The organism is Sphingomonas sp. (assembly GCF_036387595.1).
Lineage (GTDB): Bacteria > Pseudomonadota > Alphaproteobacteria > Sphingomonadales > Sphingomonadaceae > Sphingomonas.
The window spans coordinates 1-12,909 of record NZ_DASVTL010000047.1 but is presented as its reverse complement, the minus strand read 5'-3'; the positions used below and the strand labels follow the sequence as shown (position 1 = coordinate 12,909).

Below are 12,909 nucleotides of genomic sequence, written 5' to 3'. Positions count from 1 at the left end.
CCTTGCACGTAGCACCGCTACGTGCTGCGCCACGCTCCTTGCCGGACGAACACGACAGGGCAATCACGATGCCTCCGTATGGTCACAACCCGCTCTAGCAGGAGCATGAAGCGCATCGCTTCGGCAACTGACGTGCTCTGGGCACACGGCGGTATGCGTCACGCTTGCCTGCCCTTGCGGGAGAGTTGACCCTTGTCTCGCGCACAGCGCCTTCTCGACCTGATCCAGGTCTTGCGTCGCCATCGGCGTGCGGTCGCGGGCACCGTACTGGCCGAGGAACTCGGCGTGTCGCTGCGCACCTTGTATCGCGATATCGAGAGTTTGAAGGCGCAAGGCGCGCATATCGATGGGGAAGCCGGCGTCGGCTATGTGCTCCGCCCCGGCTTCATGCTGCCGCCGCTGATGTTCTCCGAAGACGAGATCGAGGCGTTGGTACTCGGCTCGCGATGGGTTTCGGAGCGCGCCGACGGGCCGCTGGGCAAGGCCGCCCGCAACGTGTTGGCCAAGATCGGCGCCGTGCTCCCCGCCGAGTTGAAGAACCGCATCGACACATCGGGCCTGCTGATCGGTCCAGGTGAGCCGATCGCCGCCGGAGACGGCGAACTCGCCGCGATCCGCCAGGCGATCCGGGCCGAGCGCAAGATGGAGGTCGCCTATGCGGACGAACGGGGGAATGTCACCAACCGGATCGTATGGCCCGTTGCGCTGGCCTTTTTCGATCGTGTGCGGGTCGTCGTCGCGTGGTGCGAACTACGGAACGGCTACCGCCATTTTCGAACCGACCGCATCGCGGCATTGGAATTGTCGGTGGAGCGATACCCGCGCCGCCGTGCCATGCTGCTCAAGGAGTGGCACGCGCTCCAGGGCGTGCCCGAGCAATGAATGCTGACACAATCTGACACCATGCGCCCGTACTCCTCTTCAGCCGCACCCGATCCCGGTGCCGCCGAAACGAAGGAGAGCTTTTATGCCGGATTTCACCTTTCTGCTCCTGCACGTGAAGGATCATGCGGCTAGCGCTGCGCTGTATCACGCTTTGCTGGACATTCCGGTCGTCGAGCAGAAATCGGATATCGCCATTTTGCCGTTGCGCGATGGCGTCATGCTGGGCCTGTGGTCACGCGAAACCGTCGCGCCGAAAAGCACCGGGCAATCGGGTGCGAGCGAGATCGCATTTGCCGTTGCCGATGCCGAGACCGTCGAGACGATGCATGCCGATTGGAAGAAGCGCGGCGTCGCCATCATTCAGGCGCCAACGCAGATGAGCTTCGGCACCACGTTCGTCGCGGCCGATGACGACGGTCATCGACTGCGCGTGTTCGCGCCGCCGGCTGCATGAACCACCGACTCCAGGGCGTGATGCCTCGATACTGATCCGCTCGTCCTGAGAGGCTGGCCGAAAAATACTCCGTCGGCCCTGAGGAGGCATTGAGCGAAGTCGAAATGCCGCCTCGAAGAGCCTTTCAGGACGCTGAGGAGTGGTCGAACTGCTGTTTCGACAGGCAACTCTAAACCCCCGCGATCCATTCGTCCCCGATCCGCGTCAGCACGTCGAGCGGCACCCGACCATAGCGCAGCACCGCGCTGTGATACGCCTTCAGGTCGAACCGCGCGCCGAGTTGCGCCTTGGCCTTGTCGCGGATCGCCACGAAGGTCGAATGGCCCAGCTTGTAACTCGCCGCCTGCCCGGGATTGACGCAATAACGGTCGATCTCGCGCCCCGCGTCGCCGGGCGTGTCGCCCTGCCCTTCGACGAAATACCGGACCGCCTTCTCGCGGCTCCAGCGGTAATGGTGGAGCCCGGTATCGACCACGCAGCGGTTCGCGCGGAACAGCTGCGCCTTCAGATAGCCCAGCCGCCCCAGCGGATCGTCGTCGTACATCCCGATTTCGTCGGCGAGCTGTTCCGAATACAGCGCCCACCCCTCGCCATAGCCCGAAAATCCGCCGATCTTGCGGATCAGCGGCAACCGGGTGTTGGACAGCGCCAGTCCGCCCTCGAGCTGATGCCCCGGCAGCCCCTCGTGATAGGTCGTCGTCGCCAGATCGAACTTGGGCCAGTCGGCCGAATCCTTGAGGTTGAAATAGACCAGCCCCGGCCGCGTCCCATCCAGCGACGGCGGCTGGGCGAAGGCGCCCGCCGATCCCGCCTCGGTCTGCAGCGGCACCCGGCGGACCTCGAACGTATAGGATGGCAGCCGCTCGAACACCGCGGGCAGCCGCCCGCGGATCGCGGACAGGCGGGCGTTGCAATACGCGATCGCCTCGATCTTGCCCGCATCGGTATTGGCGAACAGCTGCGCGGGATCGCGCGCGAGCGCGGTCATCCGCGCGCCGACGCTGCCCTTGGCATAGCCCAGCTTGCGCAGCTCGCCGTCGAGCCGTGCCGAGATCGCCGCGGCCTGATCCAGCCCGAAGCGGTGGACCTCCTCGGGTGACAGGCTGGTCGTGGTATTCGCGTGCAGCGCGGCCGGATAGAAGCCCGCGCCCTGCGGCAGCTTCCACACCCCCGCGTCATGCGTCGCCCTGGCGCGCAGTTCGCGCGCGAAGGCGATCTGCCGGTCGAGCGCGGGCAGGATCTCGGCGGTCCACAATCGCGCGGCGTCGGCGGCATAGCGCTCGCTCAGTCCCCTGGCGGCGGCGCGCCGTGCCAGGCTGCGTACCACCAGCGCGTCCGACGCGGGCACTCGCGTCTTGCCCATCTGCTCCAGCGCCAGGTCGAGGATGAAGTCGGGTGGCGCCACGCCGACGCCCGCATCGTGCTTCATCCTGAGAGTCTGGTCGTCGATCTGGCGGGCAAAGGCACGCAGCCGCAACAGATACGCATCCGCGTCGCCGGCGCTCTCGATCTTGTGCTTGGTATCCAGGAAATCGGGAACCGATTGATAGGCGCCCGACAGCTGCGATACGACATAGGGGCTGGGGCCATAGGACGACCCGCCGAAGTCGAACGCCTGCACCGCGGCCGTGGAGGCGCGGGCATAGCGCACGCACTCCAGGTCGATCCGCTCCTCGGGCGACAGGGTTGCAGTGTCGACCGCGTCGAGCCTGGCGCGTTCGGCCCTGGTCGCGGCGCGATTGCCGGCGATGCCCGCTGCCGACTGGTCCGACAGCTTGGCGCGCAGATCGGCATTGGCGCCGGTATCCAGCCCGAGATTGGTCGCACCTTCGGGACTGCGCCGCAACTGCGCCTGGACAAGCGCATCGAACAGCGCGGAAAGCGGCTGCTCGGCCGCTATCGCTGCGCCGGGTACGGCGGCCAGGGTGGTCGCGGCGGCACTACCCGCGAGGAAATGCCGGCGGTCGATCGTCATCACTTTACCCTTATCCCTCTCCCTCCGGGAGAGGGAGGGAGCGACGCAGTCGCGCAAGGGTGAGGGCGACGCGCGTTGCCTCACCCTCACCTTTCCGCCGCCTTCCCTCTCCCGATGGGAGAGGGATATTCGTCAGACCCGCGTTCCGGTCATCGGAAAGCTGCCGAACGCGCCCGCGCCGACGGTCCCGGTCAGCGTGTCGCCCTCGACCGTCGCTTCGCAATCCAGCGTCATCGGCATCGGCACCGTCATCGACTGTTTCCACGCCAGCGTGTTGCCCGATACCGTGCCCGACACGTCCATCGATCCCATCGCCCCGGCATTGGTGCCAGTGAAGCTCGTGCCGTCGCTCTGGATGGTCAGGTTCGTCTTCTGATCGCCCAGCGGCGACTTCACTACGCACGCATAGGTGCCGTCCACATCGGCCATATCGTCTCTCCTCTACTTAGTTTCAGAACCACTCGTCGCCGCTGCAATCGGGCGGACCGGGATGACCGGCATGCCCGTCACCGACGCTGCGGCCAAGACCTCGACCGGCATGCCCAGCGTGTCAAGCTGGGGCTTCACCACCTTGGCGTCGCCCACCACGATCCAGGTCATCCGTGCAGGATCGACGACGCTACGGATCGCTTGCGTCGCCTGGGGGAGGGTCAACGCCTCGTAACGCCGCGTCAGGCCCGCGAAATAATCGTCGGGGCGGCCGAGCAGGTCGTTCTGCTGCATCGCGCCGAGCACCGCGTAACTGCTCTCGAAACTGCCCGGCAGCGCGCGGATGCCGCCGTTGATCGCGCGGCTGAACTCACCCGGCGTCATCGGCTTGGCGGCCAGATAATCGGCGATATCCTGCCGCACCGCCGCCACCGCCGGCCCGGTCTTGTCCGCCTGCACCGGCGCGCGAAGGATATAGGCGACCGATCCGATGTTGCGCTGGAAACTGCCGCTCGCGCCGTAGGACCAGTGCCTGGTTTCGCGCAGGTCCATGTTGATTCGGCCCAGGAAACTCCCGCCAAGCGCATCGTTGGCCACCGTATAGGGCAACAGCTCGATACTGCCGGGAAGCCCGACGCGCTGGACGCCATAGATCAGCGATTGCGGCGAATCGGGTCGGTCGATCAGGACGATCTTGGCAGTCTGGGCCACATCGCCAGCGGGTGCGAAGGTCTTGACCCCCGCCGCGCCGACAGGCGTCCAGTCGCCGAAGCGCGCCTCGATCGCCGCGCGCACCGCGGTGAGCGGCAGGTCGCTGACCACGAAGATCTTCGCCTTGTCGGGTCGCAGCCACGCCTGCTGGAATGCGATCAGGTCGGCGCGCGTCAGCTTGGCCACCGCCGCCGGATCGCCGCCGCCGCTGGCCTTGCGATAGGGGGAACCCTCGGCATAGGCATAGCGTGGCAGCACCCGCTGCGCGATGCCATCCGGGCTGGTCAGCTCCTGCGCGATCCCCGCCAATTGCTGCGTCTTCACCCGCGCCACCTCGGCCGGCGCGAAGGCAGGATTGCGCACAATGTCGGCGAACAGATCGAGCCCTGGTGCCAAGTTCGCGCTCGGCACGTCGAGCGACACGTTGGTGCGATCGGGCGAGAAGCCGGTGCCGATCGCCGCGCCCAGCCGCTGGCGCGCCTCGGCGATCTGGATGCCGTTCAGCCGCGTCGTCCCCTCGTGGAGCAGGTTGAGCGTCAGCTGCTGCGTGCCCAGCCGGCCCGCGACGTCGGCGGCGGTGCCCGCGTCGAAACTGATCGACAGGCGGGTGATCGGCACCGCGCCACGCTGCGCATAAATCAGTTCGATGCCGTTCGACAGCCGCGCACGCTCGACATCGGGAAAGGTCAGCCCGGTCAGCGCGCCGACCGCGGGCAGCGGCCCGCGCCTTCCCAGCACCGGAGTCTCGGGCGCCGCCTTCACCTCGACCTTCGGCGGCACCACCGCCTCCGCATAGGCGCCGCGCTCGCCCTTGACGACGGTCAGCGAATAGGCGGGCCGGGTCAGCCACATATCCATCGCGCGCTTGACGCTGGCCGGCGTCTGCATCGCCAGCGCCGCCAGTTCCGCCTTGTAATGCGCCGGATCGTCCGAAAACAGCGCCCCCTGCGCCAGCGCGCTCGCCTTGCCGCCGACCGGCTCCAGCCCGCGGATGCGCCCCGCGACCGCCTGCGCCACCACGCGCTGGACCTCGTCCGCGGTCGGCCCGGTGCGCGCCAGGTCGGCCAGGATCGCGTCGATCCGCCTGCCCACGACCAGCGGATCGACGCCTTCGCGCACGACGACGTTGATCGAGAACATGCCGACCTGCGCCATGTCGGAATAGCCCGCCGAGGCCGACACCGCGATCTTCTCCCGGCGCACCAGCGCAGTGTCGAGCCGGCTCGCCGCCATCCCGCCGAGCACCGCACCCGCGACGTCGAGCGCAGGTGCGGCGGGGTCGTTCAGCCCCGGCACCGCCCAGCTGCGCACGATCAGGGTCGCCGCGACCCGGTCCTGCATCGTCTCGCTCACCGGCGCGACCAGTGTCGGCACGTTCACCACCGGCGGCGCGGAGTCCGGCCCGCGCGCGATGTCGCCGAAATACCGGGTCACCTTGGCGCGCGCGGTCGCCAGGTCGATGTCGCCCGCCAGCACCAGCACGGCGTTGTTCGGCCCGTAATGCGCGCGGAACCACGTCTTCACATCCGCCAGGCTCGCACGATCCAGATCGGCCATCGACCCGATCGGCAGGTGGCCATAGGGATGGTTGGCGAACAGCCCTTCGAACAATTTGTAGGACACCAGGCCGTAAGGCTGGTTGTCGCGCTCGCGCTTTTCGTTCTGGACCACGCCGCGCTGCTCGTCGAGCACGGCCTGGGTGATCGCACCGGTCAAATGCCCCATGCGGTCCGATTCCAGGAACAGCGCGCGGTCGATCGCCGCGGTCGGCACGTTCTCGAAATAATTCGTGCGGTCGAAATTCGTCGTGCCGTTGTAATCGGTCGCGCCGACCTGTTTGAGCGGTTCGAAGAAGTCGCCCGGCGCATTCTCGCTGCCATTGAACATCAGATGTTCGAACAGATGCGCAAAGCCGGTCTTGCCCGCGGGTTCGTGCTTCGATCCGACATCGTACCACACACTGACCGCAACGATCGGCGCCTTGCGATCGGTGTGGACGATCACCCGCAGGCCATTGGGCAGGGTGAAGGTCTGGAACGGAATATCGACCGCCTTGGCGAGCGTCGCGACGGGCGCGGGTGCATTCTGCGCGAATGCCGGCAATGCGAAAATGACGCTTGCGAGCGCCAGGGCCTTCAAATGCATGCAAGACGGCTCCGTGGAAACGCAGCTGACCATAAGCCGCTGCCCGCGCCGCGCAAGCCGCGCCGCGCGCCTCGCAAGGTCAGCCGTTGCGCCGCACCGGCTCGCCGAACAGCGCCAGCGTGGAATTCTCCTCGACCACCACGAAGCCCAGATCCTCCAGCCCCAGCTTCAGATGGATGCGCATCAGATGATCGGCCTCGTCGAATGCAAAGGCGGCGGCAGGCACAAAAGCGGCGGCGCGAACGTGTTCCATCCGCCATGAACCGGTAATGCCACATTGCGTTCCGTGGTCAACCGCCTGTTTACCTTCGTTTTCTCGCCCATGTCAGCGACAAGGGCGCGCTAGAACCCCGCCTTCAACGTCACGAACACCTGCCGCGGCGCCCCGATCAGCAGCGTCTGATTGTCGCCGCTGTTGCCATATCCGTTCGATCCGATCGTCGCGACATAGTCCTTGTCGAACAGGTTGGTCGCGTTCAGCTGCACCTCGATTTGGCGCTCGCCCATCACGGTCAATCTGGTGCCAAGCGTCGCATCGGCGATCAACCGCCCGGGCACGGACTGGTCGTTGGTGTAGGTGAAGAACCGCTTGCTCATGTAATTGGCGCCGATGCGGCCGAAGATGCGGCTGTCGTCATAGGTCACCTCGGCCTTGGCCGGGTGCCTGGGCGCGTCCACCACGGTCTTGCCCTCGATCGGGATCGTCGCGGTCGCGGTGCGGACGTCGTTGCGATAGGTCGAATCGTTGAAGCTGTACGATCCGAAGACTCCGAAGGCGCCGGCCACCTTGGCCTCCGCGGTCGCCTCGACGCCATAGGACCGCACCGCGCCGACATTCTGCAGGATGGGGGGATTGCCGACGATCCCGGCCCCGGTCGTCACGCCCAACAGGCGGTTGCGGAAATCGACATAATAACCCGCCAGCGACGCATTGAACCCGCGCCGCTTCAACCGCGCGCCGACTTCGTAGGTGTCCGATTGTTCGGGCTTCAGCCTGGTGGTGCCGCCAAGCAGCGCGTCGAACCCGGCCTGGGTCGTCGCGAACGGTCCGGAGGTCGCCGCCGAGACGAAGGCGCGCGTCACCTGGGTGAAGCCGGCGAACACCTCGGTATCCGCGTCGATCGCAAAGGTCGCGCCGGCATGCGGCTGGAACCAGTCGGTCGCCTTGATCTTGCCGGCCGCGAGAGTGCCCTTGACGATCGGATCGGCGGCGTTGCGGACGTCGAAGCCCTTCCAACCCAGATTGAGCGTCAGCGCGCCCATCGGAATGCGGCCCTCGACGTAATATTGCGCGGTCTTGGTGGTGTAGTTGAAGTCCCATTGCGTCGCGAACGGATCACGCTGGAAGTCGAGCGGCTGGCGCGTCGGCGCGGCACGGCTGCCCAGCGCGTAGAAGCGCCGCGCCTGGCGGAAGTCGTTGTGCTCGTACCAGCCACCGACGGTGATCTCGCCCAGCGTCCCGATCGCGCCCCCGGCGGATCCGAAGATGCCCTTGCGATCGATGTCATATTCGGTCGTGCGGATCGAGATCGGCACACCCGATGGCGAAGGCACATAAGGCGTGTACCAGATGCCCTGCCCCTCGTTGCCGTGGTAATAGCCTTTCAGGACACCACGGATCGCGGAGCCAGGCGCCGTCTCGACCCCCGCCGACGCCACATAGTCGCGACGCAGCCCAGCCGCGTCGTAATAGGCATCGTCGGCGTTGGCGAACGGGGCGGGATAGGTCGTGCCCGCCGCCGGATTCAGCTTGGCCGCGCCCGTATAGCCGGTGTTCGCGCCGACATCGGCCACCCGCACCGCCAGCGGGAAGTCGTTGGAGATGTTGTCCCAGCCATAGCCCAGCCGACGGATCATATCGAGCGACATGTCCTGATAGTCGTTCTCGCGCCGGTCGGAGAAGTCGAACGTGCCGACGATGCGCAGCGTGTCGCCGATCGGCGCGATCGCCTTGGCGTTGACCTGGTGCTGACGCTGCGATCCGAACCCCTTGTACTTGTCGGTGTCCAGGAAGGCATAGGAGACATAGGCGCTGGGGCCGTTCTCGCCCAGCGCACCGGTATCCACGCGGCCGAACGCGCGCACCGTATTTTCATCACCATAGGTGCCGTTCGCGGTCAGGCCGAATGCGGGCTTGGGATCGGAGGAGAAGAATTCGATAGTCCCGCCCAGATTGTTCGTGGCCTGCGTCCCGATCGACCCCGATCCCTGGCTGACGCTGGTCCGCCCGATGTTCTCCGAACTGATGGCGCGGCTGATGTGCAGGCCGTTGGTATTGCCATAGCTGCCGTCGCCCAGCGGGATGCCGTCCAGCGTGAAGCCGATCTGGTTCTGATTGAACCCGCGGATCGACACGCGCTGCGACCATTCATAGGCGCCGAACGCATCGGCCGCCTGGAAATTGACGCTGGGCAATTTCTCGATCGCCTTCAACGGACTGGTGCCCGGCGTCAGGATCGCAATGTCGGCCTGACCGATCTCCTGCACCTGGCGCGACTGTCCGCGGCCGGTGACGATGATGTCTCCGATTGCCGGCCCGTCCGGATCGGCGCCCGGATCGGTGGCTGCCGCGGCAACGACGTCCGCCGGCTTGGGCTCCGCTGCCATCGCGGCGAGCGGCCAGAAGAGCGCGGCGCCCGCGAAGAGACGAATGGCGGCATGACGATACATGGATAATCCCCTTCGAGCGCTCCTGCGCTCGTTGGGAAGCCCGTTAGGTCGGCTGTGTTGCACGCTCGCGCGATTTTCGTTTCACTTACGCTACAATCTCGCGAACTCTGTCTCGCATGACGCGGCGTTCAACCGAGCGCGCGTCCGGCGACCGCGTCAAGCTTCGCCAGCAAAGCCGGATCGCGAGCGTCCGTCGCGGTGATGAGGGCGTGGTCCAGCATCGTGTCGATCGGCGACGCCGCCCGCTCGGTCGGCAGCATCTGCGCCAGCGTCTCGATCAGTCGACGCGCGATCACGCCGTTGGCGGTCATCTGCGCGATCATGGCGCCGACCTCGACGAACGCGGTCTCGTCGCGCCAGCAATCGTAATCGGTGACCATGCCGATCAGCGCGTAGGGCAGTTCGGCCTCGCGTGCCAGCCGCGCCTCGGGCATCGCCGTCATGCCGATCACGTCGGCGCCCCATGCGCGGTACATCAGGCTTTCGGCGCGGGTCGAGAATTGCGGCCCCTCCATCGCCAGATAGGTCGCTCCGGCGGCCACATCGCCGCCTGCCGCCGCGGTGGCGCTGGCCGCAAGCGCCGACAGACGCGGGCAGACCGGCTCGGCCATCGACACGTGCGCGACCATCCCGGTGCCGAAGAAACTGGCCGGCCGCGCGACGGTGCGGTCGATGAACTGGTCGACCACGACGAAGCGCCCGGGCGCCAGTTCCTCGCGCAGGCTGCCGATCGAGGATATGGCCAGCACGTCGGTACAACCCGATCGCTTGAGCGCGTCCACATTAGCGCGTGCGTTAACCTCCGACGGGGGAATGCGATGCCCGCGTCCATGTCGCGGCAGGAAGCGGACCTGGACGGCGCCGATCCGCCCGAAGAGAATCTCGTCCGACGGCGTGCCCCAGGGCGTGTCGATCGCCCGCCACTCAGCATCCTCCAGCGCATCGATCGCGTAGAGACCCGATCCACCGATCACCCCGATCGTCCAACCGCCTGCGATCATGCTACACTCCCCCTTGTGTTGCCCGAATGTCACACCACATTCGCGGGTAAGACCAGCAGGGACACACGATGAACCTAGAAAAATTCACCGACCGGGCGAAGGGTTTTCTCCAATCCGCGCAGACCGTCGCGATCCGCATGAATCATCAGCGGATCACCCCCGATCATATGCTGAAAGCGCTGCTCGAGGACGAACAGGGCATGGCCGCCGGGCTGATCCGGGCGGCAGGCGGCGATCCGAAGCGGGCGGTGAGCGCCGTCGACGCCGATCTCGCCAGGATTCCCGCGGTCAGCGGGTCCGGCGCACAGACGCCGCCCGGGCTTGAGAACGACGCGGTGCGCGTCCTCGACCAGGCCGAACAGGTGGCACATAAGGCCGGCGACAGCTTCGTCTCGGTCGAGCGCCTGCTGCTGGCGCTGGCGCTCAGCCAGGGTTCGGCTGGCAAGGCGCTCAGGACCGCGGGCGTCACTGCGGAAGGATTGAACACCGCAATCAATGCACTGCGCCAGGGCCGCAACGCCGACACCGCTGGCGCGGAGGACCGCTACGACGCCTTGAAGAAATTCGCGCGCGACCTGACCCAGGCGGCGCGCGACGGGAAACTCGATCCGGTGATCGGCCGTGACGAGGAAATCCGCCGGACGATTCAGATTCTCGCGCGCCGCACGAAGAACAATCCCGCGCTGATCGGCGAACCGGGCGTCGGCAAGACCGCCATCGCGGAAGGGTTGGCGCTGCGCATCGCCAACGGCGACGTGCCCGATACGCTTAAAGGCAGGCGACTGATGTCGCTCGATCTCGGCGCGCTGATCGCGGGTGCCAAATATCGCGGCGAGTTCGAGGAGCGGCTGAAAGGCGTGCTCGACGAGGTGAAGGCGGCCGAGGGCGACATCGTGCTCTTCATCGACGAAATGCACCAGCTGATCGGCGCAGGCAAATCCGAAGGTGCGATGGATGCGGGCAATCTGCTCAAGCCTGCACTTGCGCGCGGTGAGCTGCACTGTGTCGGCGCGACGACGCTCGACGAATATCGCAAGCACGTCGAAAAAGACCCTGCGCTCCAGCGGCGGTTCCAGCCGGTGTTCGTCGGCGAACCCACGGTCGAAGACACGATCTCGATCCTGCGCGGGTTGAAGGAGAAATACGAACTCCATCACGGCGTCCGCATCACCGACGGCGCGCTGGTTGCCGCCTCGATGCTCAGCAACCGCTACATTACCGATCGCTTCCTGCCCGACAAGGCCATCGACCTGATGGACGAGGCCGCCAGCCGCATCCGCATGGAGGTGGAGAGCAAGCCCGAGGAGATCGAGGGGCTCGACCGGCGCATCCTGCGCCTCAAGATCGAGCGCGAGGCGCTGCGCCGCGAAACCGACGCCGCCAGCGTCGATCGGCTCGCCACGCTGGAGGCGGAACTCGCCGATCTGGAGCAGCAGTCCGCCGGGCTGACGATGCGCTGGCAGGCCGAGAAGGACAAGATCGGCGCCGAGGCCAAGCTGAAGGAACAGCTCGACGCCGCGCGCCTGGCGCTCGATCAGGCGCAGCGCTCGGGCGATCTCGCGCGCGCGGGCGAGCTGTCCTACGGCACGATCCCGGCGCTCGTCCGCCAGCTGGAGGAAGCGGCGGGCGCGACCAAAGGCGCGATGCTGCGCGAGGAGGTGACCGCCGACGACATCGCCGGAGTCGTCAGCCGCTGGACCGGCATTCCCGTCGATCGCATGCTTGCCGGCGAGCGCGACAAGCTGCTCGCGATGGAGGAGACGATCGGCAAGCGCGTCATCGGTCAGGGTCAGGCGGTCCATGCCGTGTCCACCGCGGTGCGCCGCGCGCGCGCCGGGTTGCAGGATCCCAACCGCCCGCTCGGCTCGTTCCTCTTCCTCGGCCCGACCGGCGTCGGCAAGACCGAACTGACCAAGGCGCTGGCCGAATTTCTCTTCGACGACCCCGCCGCGATGGTGCGCATCGACATGAGCGAGTTCATGGAGAAGCACGCGGTCGCCCGGCTGATCGGCGCCCCCCCGGGCTATGTCGGCTACGAGGAAGGCGGCGTGCTGACCGAAGCCGTGCGGCGCCGGCCGTACCAGGTGATCCTGTTCGACGAGGTCGAGAAGGCGCATGGCGACGTGTTCAACGTGTTGCTCCAGGTGCTCGACGACGGCCGGCTGACCGACGGCCAGGGCCGCACGGTGGATTTCGCCAACACGCTGATCATCCTGACCTCGAACCTCGGCAGCCAATATCTCGCCAATCTCGGTGAGGGCGAGGATGTCGCGGCGGTCGAGCCGCAGGTGATGGACATCGTCCGCGCGCATTTCCGCCCGGAATTCCTCAACCGGCTCGACGAGATCATCCTGTTCCACCGGTTGGGGCAGGCGCAGATGGCGCCGATCGTCGACATCCAGGTGTCGCGCGTCGATCGCCTGCTTGCCGACCGCAAGATCACGCTCGATCTCACCGACGCGGCGCGGCTGTGGCTGGGGAGAGTGGGGTACGATCCTGTCTACGGCGCCCGCCCGCTGAAGCGCGCGGTGCAACGGTATCTGCAAGACCCGCTCGCCGACCTGATCCTGCGCGGCGCGGTAAAGGACGGCGCGACGGTGCGGGTGGATGAGGGGGACGGGAAGTTGGTGTTAGTGGTG

9 protein-coding genes are annotated in these 12,909 nt (G+C 66.7%); 3 read left to right on the top strand and 6 right to left on the bottom strand.

Annotated features, from left to right (window positions below; all coding sequences use genetic code 11):
• Positions 1–192 precede the first annotated feature (192 nt).
• Together VF643_RS04000 and VF643_RS03995 are read left to right on the top strand one after the other, a co-directional pair.
• Entirely contained in the window at positions 193–882 is a 690-nt protein-coding gene (locus VF643_RS04000) for a YafY family protein (RefSeq protein WP_331042082.1), read from the top strand.
• A 58-nt stretch (positions 883–940) separates the two neighbouring features.
• Positions 941–1,339: a VOC family protein gene (locus VF643_RS03995; protein WP_331042081.1), complete on the top strand. Its 399-nt coding sequence runs from the start codon at positions 941–943 to the stop codon at positions 1,337–1,339.
• Between the two features lie 169 nt (positions 1,340–1,508).
• Here VF643_RS03995 and VF643_RS03990 read toward each other — a convergent pair whose 3' ends face one another.
• From VF643_RS03990 to mtnP, 6 genes are all read right to left on the bottom strand, one after another.
• On the bottom strand, positions 1,509–3,314 hold the full coding sequence (locus VF643_RS03990; RefSeq protein WP_331042080.1) for a DUF885 domain-containing protein: 1,806 nt from the start codon (positions 3,312–3,314) through the stop codon (positions 1,509–1,511).
• A gap of 132 nt (positions 3,315–3,446) precedes the next feature.
• Entirely contained in the window at positions 3,447–3,743 is a 297-nt protein-coding gene (locus VF643_RS03985; RefSeq protein WP_331042079.1) for a hypothetical protein, read from the bottom strand.
• 12 nt (positions 3,744–3,755) lie between these two features.
• A complete protein-coding gene (locus VF643_RS03980; RefSeq protein WP_331042078.1) occupies positions 3,756–6,599 on the bottom strand; it encodes a pitrilysin family protein in 2,844 nt (947 codons plus the stop codon).
• Between the two features lie 79 nt (positions 6,600–6,678).
• Complete coding sequence (locus VF643_RS03975; protein ID WP_331042077.1) at positions 6,679–6,852, bottom strand: hypothetical protein; 174 nt, start codon at positions 6,850–6,852, stop codon at positions 6,679–6,681.
• Positions 6,853–6,941: 89 nt separating this feature from the next.
• Positions 6,942–9,269 carry a TonB-dependent receptor gene (locus VF643_RS03970; protein ID WP_331042076.1) on the bottom strand — a complete coding sequence of 776 codons (2,328 nt, stop codon included), beginning with the start codon at positions 9,267–9,269 and terminating at the stop codon, positions 6,942–6,944.
• A 128-nt stretch (positions 9,270–9,397) separates the two neighbouring features.
• Positions 9,398–10,270: an S-methyl-5'-thioadenosine phosphorylase gene (gene mtnP, locus VF643_RS03965; RefSeq protein ID WP_414713789.1), complete on the bottom strand. Its 873-nt coding sequence runs from the start codon at positions 10,268–10,270 to the stop codon at positions 9,398–9,400.
• Between the two features lie 68 nt (positions 10,271–10,338).
• Between mtnP and clpB the strand changes: the two genes are divergently transcribed.
• Positions 10,339–12,909, top strand: a 2,571-nt coding sequence (gene clpB / locus VF643_RS03960) for an ATP-dependent chaperone ClpB (protein WP_331042075.1), incomplete at its 3' end; no start/stop codon positions are given.

Coding starts and splice junctions, on each gene's coding strand:
- VF643_RS03990 (WP_331042080.1), bottom strand. CDS start 3,314: ATGACGATCGACCGCCGGCATTTCCTCGCGGGTAGTGCCGCCGCGACC.
- VF643_RS03985 (WP_331042079.1), bottom strand. CDS start 3,743: ATGGCCGATGTGGACGGCACCTATGCGTGCGTAGTGAAGTCGCCGCTG.
- VF643_RS03980 (WP_331042078.1), bottom strand. CDS start 6,599: ATGCATTTGAAGGCCCTGGCGCTCGCAAGCGTCATTTTCGCATTGCCG.
- VF643_RS03975 (WP_331042077.1), bottom strand. CDS start 6,852: ATGGAACACGTTCGCGCCGCCGCTTTTGTGCCTGCCGCCGCCTTTGCA.
- VF643_RS03970 (WP_331042076.1), bottom strand. CDS start 9,269: ATGTATCGTCATGCCGCCATTCGTCTCTTCGCGGGCGCCGCGCTCTTC.
- mtnP (WP_414713789.1), bottom strand. CDS start 10,270: ATGATCGCAGGCGGTTGGACGATCGGGGTGATCGGTGGATCGGGTCTC.